The sequence below is a fragment of the Methyloversatilis discipulorum genome (genome assembly GCF_000385375.1).
Lineage (GTDB): Bacteria > Pseudomonadota > Gammaproteobacteria > Burkholderiales > Rhodocyclaceae > Methyloversatilis > Methyloversatilis discipulorum_A.
On sequence record NZ_ARVV01000001.1, the window covers coordinates 2,056,976 to 2,077,114 of the forward strand.

Annotated in this window: 20 protein-coding genes; 15 read left to right on the plus strand and 5 right to left on the minus strand. The window is 64.4% G+C overall.

The genetic code is table 11. The features are described from left to right. Positions 1-41: 41 nt before the first annotated feature. The 5 genes from METRZ18153_RS0109720 to METRZ18153_RS0109740 form a co-directional block, all read right to left on the minus strand. Positions 42-497, minus strand: a complete 456-nt coding sequence (locus METRZ18153_RS0109720) for a DUF2846 domain-containing protein (protein ID WP_029143677.1) — start codon at positions 495-497, stop codon at positions 42-44. A 22-nt stretch (positions 498-519) separates the two neighbouring features. Further along, complete coding sequence (locus METRZ18153_RS0109725; RefSeq protein ID WP_020164561.1) at positions 520-999, minus strand: hypothetical protein; 480 nt, start codon at positions 997-999, stop codon at positions 520-522. A 198-nt stretch (positions 1,000-1,197) separates the two neighbouring features. Beyond that, complete coding sequence (locus METRZ18153_RS0109730; protein WP_020164562.1) at positions 1,198-2,091, minus strand: adenylate/guanylate cyclase domain-containing protein; 894 nt, start codon at positions 2,089-2,091, stop codon at positions 1,198-1,200. Positions 2,092-2,097: 6 nt separating this feature from the next. Next, positions 2,098-3,090, minus strand: a complete 993-nt coding sequence (locus METRZ18153_RS0109735) for an HpcH/HpaI aldolase/citrate lyase family protein (protein ID WP_020164563.1) — start codon at positions 3,088-3,090, stop codon at positions 2,098-2,100. A gap of 126 nt (positions 3,091-3,216) precedes the next feature. Continuing rightward, positions 3,217-4,209, minus strand: coding sequence for a malate dehydrogenase (locus METRZ18153_RS0109740; protein ID WP_020164564.1), 993 nt, complete (start codon positions 4,207-4,209; stop codon positions 3,217-3,219). A 223-nt stretch (positions 4,210-4,432) separates the two neighbouring features. Between METRZ18153_RS0109740 and METRZ18153_RS0109745 the strand changes: the two genes are divergently transcribed. The 15 genes from METRZ18153_RS0109745 (at position 4,433) to pqqC (ending at position 20,131) form a co-directional block, all read left to right on the plus strand. Next, positions 4,433-5,161, plus strand: a complete 729-nt coding sequence (locus tag METRZ18153_RS0109745; RefSeq protein WP_019918357.1) for a GntR family transcriptional regulator — start codon at positions 4,433-4,435, stop codon at positions 5,159-5,161. Between the two features lie 54 nt (positions 5,162-5,215). Further along, positions 5,216-5,602: a succinate dehydrogenase, cytochrome b556 subunit gene (gene sdhC, locus METRZ18153_RS0109750; RefSeq protein ID WP_019918356.1), complete on the plus strand. Its 387-nt coding sequence runs from the start codon at positions 5,216-5,218 to the stop codon at positions 5,600-5,602. Further along, positions 5,596-5,943 carry a succinate dehydrogenase, hydrophobic membrane anchor protein gene (sdhD, locus tag METRZ18153_RS0109755; RefSeq protein WP_020164565.1) on the plus strand — a complete coding sequence of 116 codons (348 nt, stop codon included), beginning with the start codon at positions 5,596-5,598 and terminating at the stop codon, positions 5,941-5,943. The genes sdhC and sdhD overlap by 7 nt, the downstream gene beginning before the upstream one ends. After that, complete coding sequence (sdhA, locus tag METRZ18153_RS0109760; protein WP_020164566.1) at positions 5,944-7,731, plus strand: succinate dehydrogenase flavoprotein subunit; 1,788 nt, start codon at positions 5,944-5,946, stop codon at positions 7,729-7,731. Between the two features lie 10 nt (positions 7,732-7,741). Next, entirely contained in the window at positions 7,742-8,452 is a 711-nt protein-coding gene (locus METRZ18153_RS0109765) for a succinate dehydrogenase iron-sulfur subunit (protein ID WP_020164567.1), read from the plus strand. A gap of 2 nt (positions 8,453-8,454) precedes the next feature. Continuing rightward, the gene (locus tag METRZ18153_RS0109770; RefSeq protein ID WP_019918352.1) at positions 8,455-8,715 is read left to right on the plus strand and encodes an FAD assembly factor SdhE; all 261 of its coding nucleotides are present in this window, start codon (positions 8,455-8,457) and stop codon (positions 8,713-8,715) included. A 50-nt stretch (positions 8,716-8,765) separates the two neighbouring features. Then, on the plus strand, positions 8,766-10,058 hold the full coding sequence (gene gltA / locus METRZ18153_RS0109775; protein WP_020164568.1) for a citrate synthase: 1,293 nt from the start codon (positions 8,766-8,768) through the stop codon (positions 10,056-10,058). A gap of 185 nt (positions 10,059-10,243) precedes the next feature. After that, positions 10,244-13,063, plus strand: a complete 2,820-nt coding sequence (locus METRZ18153_RS0109780; RefSeq protein WP_020164569.1) for a 2-oxoglutarate dehydrogenase E1 component — start codon at positions 10,244-10,246, stop codon at positions 13,061-13,063. 28 nt (positions 13,064-13,091) lie between these two features. Beyond that, positions 13,092-14,381, plus strand: coding sequence for a 2-oxoglutarate dehydrogenase complex dihydrolipoyllysine-residue succinyltransferase (gene odhB, locus METRZ18153_RS0109785; RefSeq protein ID WP_020164570.1), 1,290 nt, complete (start codon positions 13,092-13,094; stop codon positions 14,379-14,381). Between the two features lie 95 nt (positions 14,382-14,476). Then, entirely contained in the window at positions 14,477-15,913 is a 1,437-nt protein-coding gene (gene lpdA / locus METRZ18153_RS0109790) for a dihydrolipoyl dehydrogenase (RefSeq protein WP_020164571.1), read from the plus strand. A gap of 16 nt (positions 15,914-15,929) precedes the next feature. Beyond that, entirely contained in the window at positions 15,930-17,075 is a 1,146-nt protein-coding gene (gene zapE, locus METRZ18153_RS0109795) for a cell division protein ZapE (RefSeq protein WP_029143678.1), read from the plus strand. Positions 17,076-17,273: 198 nt separating this feature from the next. Further along, positions 17,274-18,149 carry a hypothetical protein gene (locus tag METRZ18153_RS0109800; protein WP_020164573.1) on the plus strand — a complete coding sequence of 292 codons (876 nt, stop codon included), beginning with the start codon at positions 17,274-17,276 and terminating at the stop codon, positions 18,147-18,149. A gap of 123 nt (positions 18,150-18,272) precedes the next feature. Beyond that, the gene (gene pqqA, locus METRZ18153_RS20615; protein ID WP_008060142.1) at positions 18,273-18,347 is read left to right on the plus strand and encodes a pyrroloquinoline quinone precursor peptide PqqA; all 75 of its coding nucleotides are present in this window, start codon (positions 18,273-18,275) and stop codon (positions 18,345-18,347) included. 141 nt (positions 18,348-18,488) lie between these two features. After that, complete coding sequence (gene pqqB, locus METRZ18153_RS0109805; protein WP_020164574.1) at positions 18,489-19,406, plus strand: pyrroloquinoline quinone biosynthesis protein PqqB; 918 nt, start codon at positions 18,489-18,491, stop codon at positions 19,404-19,406. Further along, entirely contained in the window at positions 19,403-20,131 is a 729-nt protein-coding gene (gene pqqC / locus METRZ18153_RS0109810) for a pyrroloquinoline-quinone synthase PqqC (RefSeq protein WP_020164575.1), read from the plus strand. The genes pqqB and pqqC overlap by 4 nt, the downstream gene beginning before the upstream one ends. Positions 20,132-20,139: the final 8 nt, after the last annotated feature.

A 20,139-nucleotide genomic window follows, 5' to 3' on the forward strand; every position in this document is an offset into this window, starting at 1 on the left:
GTTCGCAAGAATACGCCGCCCACGTCATGGGCGTAGTCCGATCAGAACTCGGGCTGTACGCCGTTCGCCAGTTTCGACTCGAGCACGCCCTTGCGGCCATCCTCTTCTGTGGACAGGTGCAGGCGGGTGCGTGCATAGAGCACGCCCATCTTCACTTCCTGCCAGACGTAGTAAAGCTTGCCGGCGACCGTATCAATCGACAGGGTGTCCGTGTTCTCGGAAATCGAGGTCACCGTGTGCTTGCCGGCAGGGACTTCGACGAAGAAATAGGTCTTGGCGGCGGTCTGACCGATGTGCTTGCCATCGACCTGCAGGTCCATCTTCACCGCAGCGCCGATGTTCTCGTTACGGTAGATGTAGATGCCGGCTTTCTCGGCGCGCGGCGGCGAGAAGGTCTTCAATGCGCTATCGCGGGTGGCGTCGCCCATCGGAACCGACGCGCAGGCGCCCAGTGCGAGAGTGATTACGACTACTGCCAACGTGCCGAGTCTGTTCATCGCTTTTCCCTTTTCTTTCATATCAATAGGCCGCAGGCGAGTTCGCCGCGGCCGCGCCGGCCACATCCTGCTTCGTCGAATTCTTCTCGTCACGACGATCAATGGTGACCGATTCACCCATCAGTACGCGGAGGTCATTCGGGTAGTCGTAACCGGTACCCTTGTTGTGGTCGATGATGGCGCCGATGCCACCACCGAAGATGATGTTGCCCCACATGCTTCCGGCCGAACGCGAGATCGCGCGCAGGAAGCCGTCGCTCATGCCGTCCTTCTTGCATTCGACATTCAGGTCTTCCGCCGAGCGACGGATCATGACGTTGCCGGGCGCGGTAGCAGTCCAGCTGCCCTTGTCGTTCTTCAGCGTGCACTTAGTCTGGTCGACGGCATCGCCGCCCTGGGTCCGTGCGCTCAGCGTGACGGTCTGCATTTCGCTGGAGGTAATGGTCGAGCAGCCGCCGAACAGCGACGCGCTCAGGATCAGCAGGGGAACGGTGATCTTCAAGAGAGGGGCCTCATGGTGAAATGCCCCGCCGGTTATGGAGTACGACTTTAGTTATATGCAAAAAGAATCGAAATTTGCGGGGCGCGCGGACTATAGAGGGTGAATGGCCCTGTCATTCGTGAATGACAAAATTTTACGATTCGCGAGCGCGAATGTATGCGCCGCCAGGGTCGGTCGGCGAGCTCGAAGCAGCGATGTTCAGCCCAGGCAGAAGAACTCGACCACGTCACTCGCGGCGCTGCGCGGTGAGCCGAAGGCGAGCCAGCCGTGGCCGTCGATGACGACTTCCTCGCGCGTCAGTGCGAATTCGTGGCGGCCCTCGATGGTGACGAAGGTGCCGTTGCTGGAGCGGTCGGTCAGCACGAAGCGGTCGCGGCGGAATTCGAGGTCGCAGTGCTGGCGCGAGGCGCGGGCGTCCTTGACCAGGATGTCGACGCCGGCGTCGCGCCCCATGCGCAGGCGCGGATGTTCGGCGCCGAGCAGCCAGACGCGGCCACCGTGGTAGACGCGCATTTCCAGCTTGCCGCTGCTGAAGTTCAGTCCGCCGACATGGGTGACGTGTTCCGAGTGCTCGCAGCGCAGTTCGCACATTTCGACCGAGCGCGCGACGCCCTTGACGACGCGCGGCGGCATCGGCCGCACCATGTGCTGAAAGTGTTCACTGAGGCGCACCGCGGCCTCGGTCGACACGATGGCGCGGCCGTGGCTGCCCAGTTCGGACAGGCGGGCAGCGATGTTCACCGATTCGCCATAGATGTCGTCACCAGTCTCGATGACCGGACCGAAGTGGAAGCCGGTGCGAACGCCGAGCGAAAAATGCGTGGCCAGCGGCAGGCCACTGATGTCGCGGTGAATGGCCAGCGCGGTGTCGGCGGCGTGGTCGCAGGCGCGGAAGGTGGCGAGCAGGCCGTCACCTGTCATCTTGATCACGCGACCGGAACTGCCGATGACCGAGTCGCGCATGGTGCGCAGGCAGCGGTCGATCAGCGCGAAGGCGGCGGTGTCGCCCATGCGCTCATAGAGCTGCGTGCTGCCCACCAGATCGGCGAACAGCACGGCGCATTCCTTCGATACGGGCGGTACGCGGGCCATGATTCCTTATGCGAAGAAGCGGCTGCGCACGTCGTCGGGCAGGGCGACGCCGGTGGCGTGTGCGCGGGCGAGCAGTTCCCAATAGTAGCGATAGGAGGCGCGGTCGTGCAGCGTATCGTGGTGCCGCGTCGGGCCCCAGCTCGCGTCCTGTGCGCCGCAGAGGATGGCGATCGCGTCCTCGACTTCGCTGAAGTCCGGCCGCATCTCTTCGACGATGGGCAGGATCTGGTTCGGATGGATGCTCCACATGCGCATGAAACCGAACTGACGACGTGCCAGGCGGGCGTCGTTGCGGATGAAGTCGACGTCGCGGATTTCGGTAGTGACGTTGTGCGTCGGCACCACACCGCAGCCGTGCGCCGCGGCTGCGATTTCGCACTTGGTGCGCACGATGATCGGATGTTCGAACTGGGTCGGGCTCTTCATCGCGTCGCCCGGCAGCGCGCCGTGGTGGGCGCTGACGAAGTCCATCAGTCCGAGGTCGATCGATTCCACGCGTTCCATCGCGGCGATGTTCCACACCTCGCGCAGCGCACCGTGACTTTCGATCAGCACGTGCACCGGAATGCTGCGCTTCAGGCCGGCCATCGTTTCGCAGGTGCGCAGCCAGTCGAGCTGCACGCGCACGTCGTCGGCCGAGCGCGCCTTGGGTAGCGTGATGAAGGCAAGCTTGTCGCCGGCTTCGCCGACGATCACATCCATGTCGGCCTTCCAGTGCGCATGCGTCACGTCGTGGATGCGCACGCCGACGCGGTTGTAGCGGTTGTCCTCACCGGCGATTACGGACGCGCACAGCTTGCGGTGTTCGACCTCGTTGCCGGCGGCCGCGCCGTCCTCGCAATCGCAGGTGACGTCGAAGATCGGACCCAGTTCGGCCTGCAGCGCGAGCGCCTTGCGCATCAGCTTTTCCGAGCCGGCGTAATGGTCGACGGCGGGCAGGATGGGGAAGGGCTTGTCGCCCTTGTACAGCACCTCGCGCGGATGGACGGCAGCATTCATGCGGACAACTCCGGCATAAAAAAAGCGGCCACGTTACCGGGCCGCTTCTTTCGATTCAAGCCTGTGCGCCGCCGGACCGACCCGGCAGAGCGGGGTGATCCGTAACGGGCGCACATGACCGGCAGATCAGAGCAGGTCGGCGACGCCGGCGCGCTCCTCTTCCAGTTCGGCCAGCGTCTTGGCGACGTAGGGCTTCGAGAACTCGTCGATCTCCAGGCCCTTGACGATGGTGTATTCGCCATTGGCGCAGATGCAGGGGAAGCCGAACACCAGGCCTTCCGGGATGCCGTAGGAGCCGTCGGACGGCACGCCCATGGTCACCCAGTCACCGTTGGAGCCGAGGTGCCAGTCACGCATGTGGTCGATCGCAGCGTTGGCGGCCGAAGCTGCCGACGACAGGCCACGGGCCTCGATGATGGCGGCGCCACGCTTGCCGACGGTCGGCAGGAAGGTCTTGGCGTTCCACTCCTGGTCGTTCACCAGCTTGGCAACGCTGTCACCGTTCGAGGTGGCGAAGCGGTAGTCGGCGTACATCGTCGGGCTGTGGTTGCCCCACACGGTCATCGTCTTGAACGACGACACCGGGCGGCCGATCTTGGCCGACAGCTGCGACAGCGCGCGGTTGTGGTCCAGACGCAGCATGGCGGTGAAGTTCTTCGCCGGCACGCGGCCACCGGCCTTGGCGGCGGTCTTCATCGCGATGTAGGCGTTGGTGTTGCAGGGGTTGCCGACCACCAGGATCTTGCAGTTGGGGCTGGCGTTCTGGCCGATGGCCGCGCCCTGCACGGTGAAGATCTTGGCGTTTTCGGTCAGCAGGTCCTTGCGCTCCATGCCGGGGCCACGCGGACGGGCGCCGACCAGCAGCGCGAAGTCGGCGTCCTTGAACGCGACGTTCGGGTCATCGGTGGCGATCATGCCGGCGAGCAGCGGGAAGGCGCAGTCGTCCAGTTCCATCATCACACCGGTCAGCGCCTTCTGGGCCTGCGGCAGGTCGAGCAGTTGAAGAATGACCGGCTGGTCCTTGCCGAGCATTTCGCCGCTGGCGATACGGAACAGCAGGGCGTAGCCGATTTGACCGGCAGCGCCGGTCACCGCGACGCGAAGGGGCGTCTTTGACATGGTGGTCTCCTGTCTGAGGATGGGACGGGGCGTTATCAGTGCGTTGTGCGCGGGCCGAATTATGGTCGACCCGCGGCAGTTTTGACACACAGCACAAAAATCGGCGTTCTGAACCGGGGCTGGCCGGCTGGAAAGTGCGTTTTTGCACGGCATCAATTTATATCATATATAAGACATCAGACACGATGTAGACGTGACAGGATTTCTGTGCTGAAATTGTTGCATGGCACAGGAATCCCCCACCTTCAGCCCGCTGTATCGACAGATACGCGGCTTGCTCACGCAGGCATTGCAGAGTGGCGAATGGCGTCCGGGTGAGGCGATCCCGAGCGAAACCGAACTCGCCCAGCGCTTCAACGTGAGTCAGGGTACGGTGCGCAAGGCCATCGACGAGATGGCGGCGGACAACCTGCTGGTACGCAAACAGGGTAAGGGTACCTTTGTTGCGACGCATCACGATCCCCGCGCATTCTTCCGTTTTCTCCGTCTCGCGCCGATCAACGGCACGATCGAAACCTCGCAGAGCGTGCCGCTCGAATGCTGGCGCGCACGCGCCGGCCAGGAAGTGGCCCGCACGCTGGACGTCGAGGTCGGCTCGCAAATCATCATCGTGCGCCGCCTGCTGAAGTTCGCCGGCAAGCCGGTGGTGATCGACGAGATCTATCTGCGCGGCGACCTGTTCCCGGGGCTCAATCTCGACGTCCTCAAGGAGCAGCAGGGCTCGCTCTATTCCTTCTTCGAAACCCGTTTCGGCGTGCGCATGGTGCGCGCCGAGGAGCGTCTGCGCGCGGTCGCGGCGGATCGCCAGAGCGCCGATTACCTCGAGGTGCAGGAAGGCAGCCCTTTGCTGTCGGTCGAGCGTGTGGCGTACACCTATGACGACAAGCCGGTTGAATGGCGCCGCGGTCTGTGCTCGACCGCAGACCACTACTACCTGAACAACCTGAATTGACGGAACCGGCGACGACCGGCGTGTGACACGACTTTTTCCAGGAGAGCGAGCCAGATGGCCAATACAGCCAGCAAGACCAGACCGAAGCACCTCCAACTGACGGCGATACGCCTGCCGTTGCCGGGCATCGTGTCCATCCTCCACCGCATCAGCGGTGCCGGCCTTTTCCTCTGTCTGCCGCTGCTGCTGTGGCTGTTCGACGCCAGCCTGGGCTCGCCGGATACCTTCGAATCGTTCAGCGCGGTGGTCGGTCATCCGCTGGCCAAACTTCTGCTGCTCGGCCTGATGTGGGCCTACCTGCATCACTTCTGTGCCGGCGTCCGCTTCCTGCTGCTGGACATGCACAAGGGCCTCGAACTTGCCACCGCGCGCAAGAGTTCGGTCGCCGTGCTGGTCGTGAGCCTGACGCTTACCGTGATTCTGGGGGTGAAACTGTGGTGAATCGTGTCGTTGTCGGTGCCCACTACGGGCTGAAGGACTGGCTGGGCCAACGCATCACGGCGGTCGTGATGGCGGTCTACACGCTCATCTTCGCGGTCGGCGCGCTGTCGATGGGCGAATTGAACTACGAGAACTGGCACGGTCTGTTCGCAGGTGGGTTCATGCGCTTCGCGACCTTCCTGTTCTTCGCGTCGCTGATGTACCACGCCTGGGTTGGCGTGCGCGACATCTACATGGACTACATCAAGCCCACCGGCGTGCGCGTCGTGCTGCATGCGGTGACCTTGCTTGCCCTGATCGGCTATCTGGGCTGGGCAGCCCAAGTTCTCTGGAGACTGTAAGTGAGCGTACCTGTCCGCAAGTTTGATGCAGTCATCGTCGGCGCCGGTGGCGCCGGTCTGCGCGCCGCCATCCAGCTGTCCGAAGCCGGCCTGCGCACCGCAGTGATTTCCAAGGTGTTCCCGACCCGCTCGCACACCGTTGCGGCGCAGGGCGGCGTGGCCGCCTCGCTCGGCAACTCGGAAGAGGACCACTGGCACTGGCATATGTACGACACCGTCAAGGGCTCCGACTGGCTCGGCGACCAGGACGCGATCGAATTCATGTGCCGCAAGGCCAACGAGGTGGTGATCGAGCTCGAACACTACGGCATGCCTTTCGACCGCCTCGATAGCGGCAAGATCTACCAGCGCCCGTTCGGCGGCCACATGTCGAACTTCGGCGAAAAGCCGGTCCGTCGCTCCTGTGCCGCCGCCGACCGTACCGGTCACGCGATGCTGCACGCGATGTACCAGCGCAACGTCAAGGCCAACACCCAGTTCTTCATCGAGTGGATGGCGCTGGACCTGATCCGCGACGAAGCGGGCGACGTGGTCGGCGTGACCGCGATGGAGATGGAAACGGGCGAAGTGTTCGTGTTCCACGCCAAGGCCGTACTGTTCGCGACCGGCGGTGCCGGACGCATCTATTACAGCTCGACCAACGCCTTCATCAACACCGGTGACGGTGTGGGCATGGCGGCGCGTGCCGGCATCCCGCTGGAAGACATGGAGTTCTGGCAGTTCCATCCGACCGGCGTGGCCGGTGCAGGCGTGCTGATCACCGAAGGCGTGCGCGGCGAAGGCGGCATTCTGCGCAATGCTTCCGGCGAGCGCTTCATGGAACGCTACGCTCCGAACGCCAAGGACCTGGCTTCGCGTGACGTGGTGTCGCGCGCGATGGTGACCGAAATCAATGAAGGTCGCGGCTGCGGTCCGAACAAGGATCACGTGATGCTGGACATCACCCACCTCGACCCGGCCACCATCATGAAGCGCCTGCCGGGCATCCGCGAGATCGGCATCCAGTTCGCCGGCGTCGACGCGATCAAGGAACCGCTGCCGGTGGTGCCGACCTGCCATTACCAGATGGGCGGCATCCCGACCAATTACAACGGTGAAGTCGTGGTGCCGAAGGACGGCAACCCGAGCACGCCGGTACCCGGCTTCTACGCCGCCGGCGAATGTGCCTGTGCTTCGGTGCATGGCGCCAACCGCCTGGGCACCAACTCGCTGCTCGACCTGCTGGTGTTCGGCAAGTCGGCCGGCGAGTCGATGGTCGAGTACATCAAGGCCCAGCCGGCCGCGCACAAGCCGCTGCCCGCCAATGCTGCCGACTACTCGCTGTCGCGCATCAACCGTCTGGACACGCAGACCGGCGGCACCGCGGTCGGCGCCACCCGTCTGGCCATGCAGCGCACGATGCAGGCGCACTGCGGCGTGTTCCGCTTCAAGGACATGCTGGCCGAAGGCGTGAGCAAGATTCTCGACATCGAGAAGATGGTTGCCGCGACCGAAATCAAGGACAAGTCCAAGGTGTTCAACACCGCCCGCCTGGAGGCGCTGGAACTGGACAACCTGATCGAGGTGGCCAAGGCGACCATCGTGTCGGCCAATGCGCGCACCGAATCGCGCGGCGCCCACGTGCGCGACGACGCGACCGACACCCCCGAACGTCCTGACGGTCGTGACGATGTGAACTGGCTCAAGCACACGCTGTGGCACCGCGACGGCAACAAGCTCGAGTACAAGCCGGTGAACATGAAGCCGCTCACGGTTGACACCATCGCGCTGAAGAAGCGCGCCTACTGAGGATCACAGCATGACTGCCCGTACTGTCGAATTCAGTATCTACCGCTTCGACCCGGACCGCGACGAAAAGCCCTACATGCAGTCGATCTCGATCGAGCTCGACGGCACCGAACGCAAGCTGCTCGACGCGCTGGTCAAGCTGAAGGACAAGGACGACTCGCTGTCCTTCCGCCGCTCCTGCCGTGAGGGCGTGTGCGGTTCGGACGCGATGAACATCAATGGCAAGAACGGTCTGGCCTGTCTGACCGACATGAAGGACCTGCAGTCGCCGGTGGTGCTGCGTCCGCTGCCCGGCCTGCCGGTCGTGCGCGACCTCATCGTCGACATGACCCAGTTCTTCAAGCAGTACCACTCGATCAAGCCTTACCTGATCAACGAGGAGCATCCGCCCGAGCGCGAGCGCCTGCAGTCGCCGGAAGACCGCGAGGAACTGAACGGTCTGTACGAGTGCATTCTCTGTGCGTGCTGCTCGACCTCCTGCCCGTCGTTCTGGTGGAACCCGGACAAGTTCGTCGGCCCGGCCGGTCTGCTGGCCGCCTACCGCTTCATCGCCGATACGCGCGACCAGGCCACCAGCGAACGTCTGGACAACCTGGAAGACCCGTATCGCCTGTTCCGCTGCCACACCATCATGAACTGCGTCGATGTCTGCCCGAAGGGTCTGAACCCGACGCGCGCCATCGGCAAGATCAAGGACATGATGGTCCGCAGGGCAGTCTGATCATGGACGACGCGGCCAATGACCAGCAGGTCAATATGGGGCGTCTGCGCTGGCACTGCCGGCGCGGGCTGCTCGAACTCGACCTGGTCCTGCAGCGCGTCGTCGAGGGAGGGTTGCTGGAGGAGTTGAGTGAACAACAGAGAGCAGAGCTGTTCGAACTGCTCCATTACGACGACATCACCTTGTTGGCGATTGTCAGCGGGCGCGAAGAATGTGAGGAGCCGCGCCTGAAGGGGATGGTCGATCTGCTGCGCGCAGTCTGACGCGCACTGGTTTCGGCCCGGGCTTTTTTGAGGAAGTGAAGAGGTTAGACATGACAAATCAACGCACCGCCACGCTGACCATCGATGGACAGACCACCGAATTCCCGATCATGAGCGGGACGGTCGGACCTGACGTGGTTGATATCCGTACGATGTACGGCAAGACCGGCATGTTCACTTACGACACCGGTTACCTCTCCACCGCCAGCTGCAAGTCGTCGATCACCTACATCGATGGTGACAAGGGCGAGCTGTGGTATCGCGGTTACCCGATCGAGCAGCTCGCAGAGAACTGCGACTTCCTCGACGTGTGCTATCTGCTGAAGAACAGCGAACTGCCGAACGCTGCAGAAAAGGCCGAATACGTCAGCCAGATCAAGCGCCACACGCTGGTGCACGAGCAGCTGGCCCGCTTCTACGCCGGTTTCCGTCGCGACGCTCACCCGATGGCCATCATGGCCGGTGTGGTCGGCGCGCTGTCCGCCTTCTACCACGACGGCATGGATATTTCGGACCAGGCTCATCGCGACATCTCGATCAATCGCCTGATCGCCAAGATGCCGACCATCACGGCCATGGCCTACAAGTACTCGGTCGGCCAGCCCTTCATGTACCCGCGCAACGACCTGAGCTATGCCGGCAACTTCATGTACATGATGTTCGGCACGCCGTGCGAGGAATACAAGCCGAACCCGGTGCTGGAAAAGGCGCTCGACCGCATCCTGACGCTGCATGCCGATCACGAGCAGAACGCATCGACCTCGACCGTGCGTCTGGCCGGTTCGTCGGGCGCAAATCCGTACGCGGTCATCGCGGCCGGCATCGCCTGCCTGTGGGGTCCGGCGCACGGTGGCGCGAACGAAGCCTGCCTGCAGATGCTGGAAGAGATCGGTGACGTGTCGCGCGTGCCCGAGTACATCAAGCGCGCCAAGGACAAGAACGACAGCTTCAAGCTGATGGGCTTCGGTCACCGCGTCTACAAGAACTTCGATCCGCGCGCCAAGCTGATGCGCCAGACCTGCTACGAAGTGCTGACCGAACTGGGTCTGGAAAACGACCGCCTGTTCAAGCTGGCGATGGAACTGGAGCGCATCGCGCTGGAAGACGAGTACTTCATCGAGAAGAAGCTCTACCCCAACGTCGACTTCTATTCCGGCATCGTGCAAAAGGCGCTCGGCATCCCGACCTCGATGTTCACCTGCATTTTCGCGCTGGCGCGTACCATCGGCTGGATCACGCAGTGGAACGAGATGATTACCGATTCCGAGTACAAGATCGGCCGTCCGCGCCAGCTCTACATCGGCCCGAACCGCCGTGACGTGAAGCCCGTCGAACAGCGCTGATTCACCGCAGCAGAGAGCCCCGCGGCCTGGCGGACGCCGCGGGGTAAAAATCAATACCGCATGCAGCAGGCCTTCTCGAATTTCCGCGAGACGGAAGGGGGCGCGGCACGACTGGCGCCACGTTCCCCGACCGCGCGGAAAGACGCGACAACAAACCCGGGCATCCCCGGGCGGAGGAGCGAGTCATGATGCACATGTTGAGCCATTCCTACCTCTTCGGGGGCAACGCGCCCTTCGTCGAGGAACTGTACGAGTCCTATCTCGCCAACCCCGGTTCAGTGCCGGACGCGTGGCGTACCTATTTCGAATCCCTCCAGCATCTGCCCGGCGCCGCCAGTGACGTGGCGCACGCCCCGGTCGTCGCCTCGTTCGCCGAACTGGCCAAGCGCGGCCCGGTCCGCATCGCGGCCGCCAGTGGCGACGACAAGCGTCAGGTCGGCGTGCTGCAGATGATCAATGCCTACCGCTTCCTCGGTAACCGCTGGGCTCAGCTCGATCCGCTCAAGCGCGCAGAGCGGCCGGACATTTCCGAACTCGAGCCGTCGCACTACGGTTTCACCGAAGCCGACCTGAACGACAGCTTCAGCACCGGCTCCTTCCGCTTCCCGCCCGAAGACCGCGCCAGCCTGCGCGAAATCCTCGAAGCGGTCCGGCAGGTGTATTGCGGCAGCATCGGCGCCGAATACATGTACATGGCCGACATCGCCCAGAAGCGCTGGATCCAGTCGCGCCTGGAGCCGATGCGCGGCAACTACGGCTACAGCGCCGACGACCGCAAGCGCTTCCTCGAGCGCACCACCGCGGCGGAAACGCTGGAGCGCTACCTGCATACCAAGTACGTCGGCCAGAAGCGCTTCTCGCTCGAAGGCGGCGAATCGACCATCGTCGCGATGGACGAACTGGTGCGCGTAGCCGCAGGGCAGGGCGCGCAGGAAATCGTCATCGGCATGGCCCACCGCGGTCGCCTGAACGTGCTGGTGAACACGCTGGGCAAGGCGCCCTCGATGCTGTTCTCCGAGTTCGAAGGCAAGGCGGCATCCGACCTGTCGGCCGGCGACGTGAAGTACCACATGGGCTTCTCGTCCGACGTGAGCACGCCGGCCGGTCCGGTGCACCTGACCCTGGCCTTCAACCCGTCGCACCTGGAAATCGTGAATCCGGTGGTGGTCGGCTCGGTGTATGCGCGCCAGCGCCGCCGCGGCGACAAGACCGGTACCCAGGTCGTGCCGGTCATCCTGCACGGCGACGCGGCCGTCGCCGGTCAGGGCGTGAACCAGGAAATGCTGAACTTCTCGCAGACGCGCGGCTACGGCGTCGGCGGCACCGTTCACATCATCGTGAATAACCAGATCGGCTTCACCACCTCCGATCCGCGCGACTACCGCTCCTCGCTGTACTGCACCGACATCTTCAAGATGGTCGAGGCGCCGATCTTCCACGTGAATGGTGACGACCCGGAAGCCGTGGCTTTCGTCACCAAGATGGCGATGGAATTCCGCGCCGAGTTCAAGAAGGACGTGGTGATCGACATCATCTGCTACCGCAAGCTCGGCCACAACGAGCAGGACGAGCCGATGGTGACGCAGCCGCTGATGTACAAGAAGATCGCCGCCCACCCGGGCACGCGCAAGCTGTACGCCGACCGCCTGATTTCCGCCGGCATCATCGACGAAGCCGCCCCCGAGCGGATGATCGCCGACTACCGCGCCGCGCTGGACGAAGGTCGTCTGGCCAGCAACCCGGTGCTCACCAATCACCAGCGTCGTTTCGCGGTGGACTGGACGCCCTTCCTGAAGCAGCCCTATACCGACGACTGCGACACCCGCGTGCCGCGCGAGGAACTGGCGCGTCTAGGCGAGCGCCTCACGACGCTTCCGGAGGGCTTCTCGCTGCATTCGCGCGTGCAGAAGATCATCGACGACCGGCGCGGCATGGCCGCCGGTACGCAGCCGGTCGACTGGGGCATGGGTGAGAACCTGGCCTACGCGACGCTGCTGGTCGAAGGTTACGGCGTCCGCGTGTCCGGCGAGGACTGCGGCCGCGGCACCTTCTTCCACCGCCACGCCGTGCTGCACGACCAGAAGCGTGAGAAGTGGGACAGCGGCAATTACATGCCGCTGCAGCACCTGCAGGACAATCAGGCGCCGTGCGTCGTGATCGACTCGGTGCTGTCGGAAGAAGCGGTGCTGGCCTTCGAGTACGGCTACGCGACCACCGAGCCGAACGAACTGGTGGTGTGGGAAGCGCAGTTCGGCGATTTCGCCAACGGCGCCCAGGTCGTGTTCGACCAGTTCATTGCGTCCGGCGAAGCCAAGTGGGGTCGCCTGTGCGGTCTCACCATGATGCTGCCGCACGGCTACGAAGGGCAGGGCCCGGAGCACTCGTCGGCGCGCATCGAGCGCTACATGCAGCTGTCGGCCGAGAACAACTGGCAGGTCACCATTCCGACCACGCCGGCGCAGATCTTCCACCTGCTGCGCCGTCAGATGCTGCGCAAGGTGCGCAAGCCACTGGTCATCATCACGCCGAAGTCGCTGCTGCGTCACAAGGACGCCGTGTCCTCGCTGGACGAACTGTCCAACGGGCGCTTCCAGCCGGTGATCCCGGAGGTCGACGCGCTGCAGGAGAAGGACGTCGAACGCGTCATCCTGTGCAGCGGCAAGATCTACTACGAGCTGCTGGCTCATCGCCGTGCCCAGGACATCAAGAACGTCGCCATCCTGCGTCTCGAACAGGCCTACCCCTTCCCCGGGGCGGAGCTGTCGGCGCAACTGGTGCGCTATCCGAATGCCAAGGGCGTGACCTGGGTACAGGAAGAGCCGCGCAACCAGGGCATGTGGTACTGGCTGATCTCGCGTGCCTTCCTCGGCAAGGCACTGGGCGATCTGAAACTGGAACTGGTGTCGCGTCCGGCCTCGGCGTCGCCGGCGGTCGGCTACGCCGCCAAGCATCTGGCGCAACAGAAGGCGGTCATCGAAGCAGCGTTCGAAGGAGTGGGGCGCTGAGGCGCCTCCGACAGGGAGAAAGAATCAAATGCTTATCGAAGTGAAGGTTCCCCAGCTGTCCGAATCGGTGGCCGAAGCCACGCTCGTGCGCTGGCACAAGAAGGTCGGCGAGGCGGTGTCGCGAGATGAAAACCTGATCGACATCGAGACCGACAAGGTCGTACTCGAAACGCCGGCGCCGGATGCCGGCGTACTGGTGGCGATCATCAAGCAGGACGGCGCTTCGGTCACCAGCGGCGAGCTGATCGCCCAGATCGACACCGACGCCAAGGCTTCGGCGGCCGTCCCGGCCGCTGCGCCTGCTGCCGCACCGGCTGCGGCGCCGGCCGCCGTCGCCAGCGCGAGCACGTCGGCTGCGGTCTCCGGTCCGGCCAGTCCGGCGGCGCGCAAGATCATGGATGAGCGTGGCCTGTCGGCCAGCGATGTGCAGGGTACCGGCCGCGGTGGCCGCATCACCAAGCCGGACGCCGCAGGCGCACCGCAACCGGCGGCGCCCGCCCCGGCAGTGCCGTCGGCCGCCGTTGCGCGCCCGGCACCGACCGCCGCCCAGTCCGCCGCAGCGGCGCCTGCGCTGCCGCAGCCGCCGGTGCCGGTCCGTCTCGAAGAACTGCTGGCCGATCGCCCGCAGCAGCGCGTTCCGATGTCGCGCCTGCGTGCCCGCGTCGCCGAACGTCTGCTGCAGTCGCAGGCGCAGAACGCCATCCTGACCACGTTCAACGAAGTGAACATGGGCCCGCTGATGGAACTGCGCAAGAAGTACGCCGAGAAGTTCGAGAAGACGCACGGCGTCAAGCTCGGCTTCATGTCCTTCTTCGTCAAGGCGGCCCTGCAGGCGCTGCGCAAGTTCCCGGTGCTGAACGCGTCGGTCGACGGCAACGACATCGTCTATCACGGCTTCTTCGACATCGGCATCGCGGTCGGCAGCCCGCGCGGTCTGGTGGTGCCCATCCTGCGTGACGCTGACCAGATGAGCTTTGCCGACATCGAGCAGAAGATCGCCGAGTTCGGCCAGAAGGCCAAGGACGGCAAGCTGTCGATCGAGGAACTGACCGGCGGTACGTTCTCGATCTCCAACGGCGGCGTGTTCGGCTCGATGCTGTCGACGCCCATCATCAACCCGCCGCAGTCGGCCATCCTCGGCATCCACGCGACCAAGGATCGTCCGGTGGTCGAGAACGGCCAGATCGTGATCCGTCCGATCAACTATCTGGCGATGTCCTACGACCACCGCATCATCGACGGCCGCGAAGCGGTGCTCGGCCTGGTGACCATGAAGGAGGCGCTGGAAGATCCGGCCCGCCTGCTGTTCGACGTATAAACCCTCTCATTGCATGTTGACGTCTGCGCGCCGCCCGGAGAGAGGGCCGGGTGGCGCGCCGGACCAAGACTGCTTCTTTTTCCGGAGCAATTAAGATGTCCAAGGAATTTGATGTCGTTGTGATCGGTGCCGGCCCCGGCGGCTATGTCGCCGCCATCCGTGCCGCCCAGCTGGGTCTGAGCGCGGCCTGCATCGAGTACAACAGCTACGCCGACCCGAAGGGCGAAGTGCGCCTCGGCGGCACCTGCCTGAACGTCGGCTGCATCCCGTCGAAGGCGCTGCTGCAGTCGTCCGAACTGTTCGAACAGGCCAACCACAGCTTCGTCATGCACGGCATTTCGGTCGAGTCGCCGAAGATGGACGTGTCGGTGATGATGAAGCGCAAGGACAACATCGTCGGTCAGCTCACCACCGGCATCCGCGGCCTGTTCAAGAAGAACAACGTGACGCTGCTGTCCGGTCTGGGCAGCTTCGCCGGCCGCGAGAACGAGAAGTGGAAGGTCGCGGTCACCCGCAACGGCGCCACCGAACACGTGCTGGCCAAGCACGTGATCATCGCCACCGGTTCGCGTGCCCGTCATCTGCCGGGTATCGAGGTCGACAACAAGGTGATCTGCGACAACGAGGGCGCGCTCGCCTTCGACGGCGCACCGAAGAAGCTGGGCGTGATCGGCGCCGGCGTGATCGGCCTGGAACTGGGCAGCGTGTGGAAGCGCCTCGGCGCCGAAGTGACCATCCTCGAAGCCGCACCGGAATTCCTGTCGGCCGCCGATGCGGCGATCACCAAGGAAGCCTGGAAGACCTTCACCGCCAAGCAGAAACTGGGCATCAAGCTCGGTGCCAAGATCGGCAAGGTCGAACGCACCGACGCCGGCGTGCGCGTCGAGTACGAGCACAAGGACGAACAGCACGTGCTCGAATGCGAACGCCTCATCGTGTCGGTCGGTCGGGTGCCGAATACCGACGGTCTGGGCGGCGAATCGGTCGGCCTGAAGATCAGCGAGCGCGGTTTCATCGAGGTCGACGCACAGGGTCGTACCAACCTCGCCAATGTGTGGGCGGTCGGCGACGTCGTACCGGGCCCGATGCTGGCGCACAAGGGCATGGAAGAGGGCGTCATGGTGGCCGAGTGCATCGCCGGTCAGCACGGACACGTCAATCACGACACCGTGCCCTGGGTCATCTACACCCACCCGGAAATCGCCTGGGTCGGCAAGACCGAGGCCCAACTGAAGGCCGAGGGCATCGAGTACAAGGCCGGCCAGATCCCGTTCGCCGCCAACGGCCGCGCGCTGGGGCAGGGTGACACCACCGGTTTCGTGCGCATGTATGCCTGCGCCAAGACCGACCGCATCCTCGGCGTGCACGTGATCGGCAACAACGCGTCGGAACTGATTGCCGAGGCGGTCGTGGCGATGGAATTCGGTGCCTGCTCGGAAGACATCGCGCGCATCTGCCACGCACATCCGACGCTGTCGGAAGTGATGCACGAAGCCGCGCTGGCCTGCGACAAGCGTCCGCTGCACTTCTGACCCGGACCCGCGCACCATGCCTCCGCACAAGATACTGAACGTTCCCGAGCGGGGCATGCTGGACACCTTCGAGGCCCAGCTCAAGGTGCGCGGTTACACCGCCGACGCGTCGCAACGCGCTGCCGCCGAGCGGCTGCAGAAGCTGTACGGCGAGCTGCTCGATTTCAAGGCAGCCCGCCGCACCCAGCTGCGCAAGCTGCTGTCGCGTGCGCAGCCGCCGCGCGGTGTCTGGTTCTGGGGTGGTGTGGGGCGCGGCAAGAGCTTTCTGATGGACTGCTTCTACGACGCCGTGCCCTATCGTCGCAAGAAGCGCGTGCATTTCCACGCCTTCATGCAGCAGATCCACGAGGCGCTGAAAAAGCACAAGAACGAAGCCGATCCGCTGGCGCAGGTGGCCGACGAGATCGCGCGGGCGACCCGCCTGCTGTGCTTCGACGAGTTCCACGTATCCGACATCGCCGACGCGATGATTCTCGGCCGTCTGGTCGAGGCGCTGTTCGAGCGCGGCGTCGTGTTCGTCGCGACCTCCAACTATCCACCGGACGGGCTGTACCCGAACGGCCTGCAGCGGCAGAACTTCCTGCCCACCATCGAACTGCTGAAGAAGCGGCTAGAAGTGTTCGAGCTCGACGCCGGTATCGACTACCGCCTGCGCTCGCTCGAACGGATGGACATCTTCATGGTGCCGGGAGGCCAGGACGCCGATGCCAAGCTGGCCGATGACTTCCGCCAGATCTGCGGTGAACCCTGCCCGCCGGGGCCGCTCGAAATCCTCGGCCGCACGCTGAAGACGCGCGACCGCTCGCTCGGCGCCGCCTGGTTCGACTTCGACGACATCTGTGGCGGTCCGCGTTCGCAGAACGACTACCTCGAACTGGCGCGCCGCTATCACTCCATCCTGATTTCCAACGTGCCGAAGATGGGCCGCGACCAAGCCAACGAGGCACGCCGCTTCACCTGGCTGGTGGACGTGCTGTACGACTTCCGCGTGAAGCTCATCGTGTCGGCCGAGGTCGAGGCGCAGGATCTCTACACCGACGGCCCGCACGCCAACGAATTCACCCGCACGGTGAGCCGCCTGATCGAAATGCGCACGCGCGAGTACCTGGCGTCGGCGCACCGCGTCGACTTCGCCGGCAGCATGTCCACCGTCGCCGCCTGATTCGCTGTCGCGGTCCTGGTCGCAAGGCCGACAGACCGCGTCACCCCCTGTAGGAGCGGTCTTCTGACCGCGACAGGGCCTGCGACCGAACACCGTCTCTCGCCAAGCTGCCCAGTCCCCGCCTTGTCCTCATGACCGGAGCTTTCCCGGCCGGCGGACGTCTACACTTGCATACAGATTCCTTGCCGCAGGTGCCCGATGTTCATTCCCGCCTTGTTTCGCCCGCTGTGCCGGCCTCTTCTTCTGCTTTGCCTGCTGTGGCCGCTGACCGCCGCGGCCCAGGTCAAGCTCGACATCATTCCGCTGAAGCACCGCACACCCGACCAGGTGATGCCGGCGCTGCGCCCTCTGGTTGGTGACGAGGCCGCACTGTCCGGCGCCAACAACCGCATCTTCATCCGCGCAGATGCAGCAACGCGCGCGGCGGTGAAGCAGGCCATCGACGCTCTCGACACGCCTCTGCGCAGCCTGATGATTTCGGTACGACAGGACAACGATGATTCAATCGGCCGCGACGGCGTTGCCATATCCGGCGACATCCGCGCTGGCAACGCCGGTGTCCGCGCGCCCGATGGTGGCCGAGAGGGAACCGTGATCGAGGGCCGTAGCGGCGACAGCCGGGTGCAGACGCGGGTGTGGTCCACTCGTGGCGACGCGGCAGACCGCCTGTCGCAGCGCGTGCAGGTGGTCGAAGGCGGCGCCGCCTTCATCCAGGCCGGCAGTTCGACGCCGATTCCTTTCACGCAGATGGTGGTGGGGCCACGCGGCGCGGTGGTCAGCCAGGGCACGCAGTACCGCGACATTTCGAGCGGCTTCTACGCGATGCCCCGCGTCAATGGCGAGCAGGTGACGCTCGACATCTCGCCGCAGAAGGAATCGTTGTCCGAAACCCAGTACGGCGAGGTGCGCTCGGCGCGGCTGGTGAGCACGGTGCGCGGCCGGCTCGGCGAATGGATGGAACTGGGCAGTTCCGGCCACGACGAACAGGTGAGCGAGCGCGGCGTGACCCGCTACGGCACACGCGACGCGCAGTCGCAGCGGCGCATCTGGGTGAAGGTCGATGTCGTGCAATGACCTTCATGAATTTCCCTAGCCGCGCTTCAATCCGCCGGCGACGCGGGCGGCGGGGCGGGTGGTGATACTGGAGGTGCGTTGGATGACGACGCACATTCTTAAACCGACTGTCAGGAGAAAACCATGAGCTGGGAAACCCCGAAGGCAACCGACCTGCGTTTTGGCTTTGAAATCACGATGTACGTCGCCAACCGCTAAGGTTGCGATCGCCCGGCAGGTTCGCCCTGCCGGGCATCCCGTCTTTCCGGCCCCGCTGCGGCGTGGGCCCTGAATCAACCGACGCCCGGCACGGCCGTCGGCACAAGAAATCAGGCCCTCGATGGCCTCTGGAGGAGAAGCATGCGACTGCACGTACTCGGTTCCGGCGCGGGCGGCGGTTTTCCGCAGTGGAACTGCAACTGCCCCAACTGCGACGGTCTGCGCCGCGGCACCATCAAGGCGCGCGCACGCACCCAGTCGTCGATCACGGTCAGTGGCGACAACGAGAACTGGGTGCTGTTCAACGCTTCGCCCGACATCCTGACCCAGTTCCAGCAGTTTCCCGAGCTGCAGCCGGCGCGCGCGCTGCGCGACACGGCAGTCAGGGCCATCGTGCTGATCGACGGCCAGATCGACCACACGACCGGCCTCTACATGCTGCGCGAGCATCGCCAGCCGCACCAGATCTGGTCGACGGCGCCGGTGCGTCAGGACCTGACCGAAGGCAATCCGCTGTTCAAGCTGCTCGGCCACTACTGCGGCATCGAGTGGAACGAGCTCGGCATCGACGACACCGAATTCACCATCGCTGGCGCGCCTGGCCTGAAGTTTCGCGCGCACGCGCTGCGCAGCAATGCACCGCCTTACTCGCCGCGCCGTGACAAGCCGGTGCCCGGCGACAACGTCGGCGTCACCATCGAGGACGCGAAGAGCGGGAAGAAGATCTACTACGCCCCCGGCCTGGTCGAGATCGAACCGCAGGTGTGGGCGGCGATGCAGGCGGCCGACGTGGTGCTGGTCGATGGCACCTGCTGGAGCGACGACGAAATGATCGCGCTCGGCGCGTCGAAGAAGCGCTCGCGCGACATGGGCCATCTGGCGCAGAGCGGCCCGGGCGGCATGATCGAGTGGCTGGACAAGCTGCCGGCTACGACACGCAAGATCCTCATCCACATCAACAACACCAACCCGATCCTGAACGAGGACAGCCCGCAGCGCCGCGAGCTGGACGCACACGGCATCGAAGTTTCGTACGACGGAATGGACATCACGCTATGAGCACGCAACAGCCCTGGAACCACGAGGAATTCGAAGCCAAGCTGCGCGACAAGGGCGCCGCCTATCACATCTTCCATCCGTTCAACGTGATGCTCAATTCCGGCAAGGCGACGCCGGAACAGATCCGCGGCTGGGTGGCCAACCGCTTCTACTACCAGATCGCGATCCCGGTGAAGGACGCGGCCATCATGTCGAACACGCCGGACCGCGAAATCCGTCGTCAGTGGATACAGCGCATCCTCGATCACGACGGCTACGAGATCACCGGGCCGGACGGCGCGGTGGTGCGCGACGAGGGTGGCATCGAGGCGTGGATCAAGCTGGGCATCGCCACCGGCCTGACGCGCGAGGAAATCGTCGACCTGCGCCACGTCGTGCCCGGCGTGCGCTTCGCGGTCGACGCCTACATCAATTTCGCCCGTCAGCGCCCGTGGCAGGAAGCAGTGTGTTCGTCGCTGACCGAACTGTTCGCGCCGAAGATCCACAAGGAGCGCCTCGCCAACTGGCCCGAGCACTACCCGTGGATCGAGTCGACCGGTCTGCAGTACTTCCGCAACCGCGTGTCGCAGGCACGCCGCGACGTCGAGCAGGGTCTGGCGGTGACGCTGAACTACTTCAACACGCGCGAAATGCAGGAACGCGCGCTGAACATCCTGCAGTTCAAGCTCGACGTGCTGTGGGCGATGAACGACGCGATGGCCAACGCCTACGGCGTGAACAAGTGAGTGCCGCG

Bases quoted from the DNA above. Each gene is read 5' to 3' on its own strand.
- METRZ18153_RS0109745 (WP_019918357.1), top strand. From the start codon at position 4,433: ATGGCACAGGAATCCCCCACCTTCAGCCCGCTGTATCGACAGATACGC.
- METRZ18153_RS0109720 (WP_029143677.1), bottom strand. From the start codon at position 497: ATGAACAGACTCGGCACGTTGGCAGTAGTCGTAATCACTCTCGCACTG.
- METRZ18153_RS0109735 (WP_020164563.1), bottom strand. From the start codon at position 3,090: ATGAATGCTGCCGTCCATCCGCGCGAGGTGCTGTACAAGGGCGACAAG.
- pqqC (WP_020164575.1), top strand. From the start codon at position 19,403: ATGAGCACGCAACAGCCCTGGAACCACGAGGAATTCGAAGCCAAGCTG.
- lpdA (WP_020164571.1), top strand. From the start codon at position 14,477: ATGTCCAAGGAATTTGATGTCGTTGTGATCGGTGCCGGCCCCGGCGGC.
- sdhC (WP_019918356.1), top strand. From the start codon at position 5,216: ATGGCCAATACAGCCAGCAAGACCAGACCGAAGCACCTCCAACTGACG.
- odhB (WP_020164570.1), top strand. From the start codon at position 13,092: ATGCTTATCGAAGTGAAGGTTCCCCAGCTGTCCGAATCGGTGGCCGAA.
- gltA (WP_020164568.1), top strand. From the start codon at position 8,766: ATGACAAATCAACGCACCGCCACGCTGACCATCGATGGACAGACCACC.
- METRZ18153_RS0109800 (WP_020164573.1), top strand. From the start codon at position 17,274: ATGTTCATTCCCGCCTTGTTTCGCCCGCTGTGCCGGCCTCTTCTTCTG.
- zapE (WP_029143678.1), top strand. From the start codon at position 15,930: ATGCCTCCGCACAAGATACTGAACGTTCCCGAGCGGGGCATGCTGGAC.
- METRZ18153_RS0109770 (WP_019918352.1), top strand. From the start codon at position 8,455: ATGGACGACGCGGCCAATGACCAGCAGGTCAATATGGGGCGTCTGCGC.
- METRZ18153_RS0109740 (WP_020164564.1), bottom strand. From the start codon at position 4,209: ATGTCAAAGACGCCCCTTCGCGTCGCGGTGACCGGCGCTGCCGGTCAA.
- METRZ18153_RS0109765 (WP_020164567.1), top strand. From the start codon at position 7,742: ATGACTGCCCGTACTGTCGAATTCAGTATCTACCGCTTCGACCCGGAC.
- METRZ18153_RS0109780 (WP_020164569.1), top strand. From the start codon at position 10,244: ATGATGCACATGTTGAGCCATTCCTACCTCTTCGGGGGCAACGCGCCC.
- METRZ18153_RS0109730 (WP_020164562.1), bottom strand. From the start codon at position 2,091: ATGGCCCGCGTACCGCCCGTATCGAAGGAATGCGCCGTGCTGTTCGCC.
- pqqB (WP_020164574.1), top strand. From the start codon at position 18,489: ATGCGACTGCACGTACTCGGTTCCGGCGCGGGCGGCGGTTTTCCGCAG.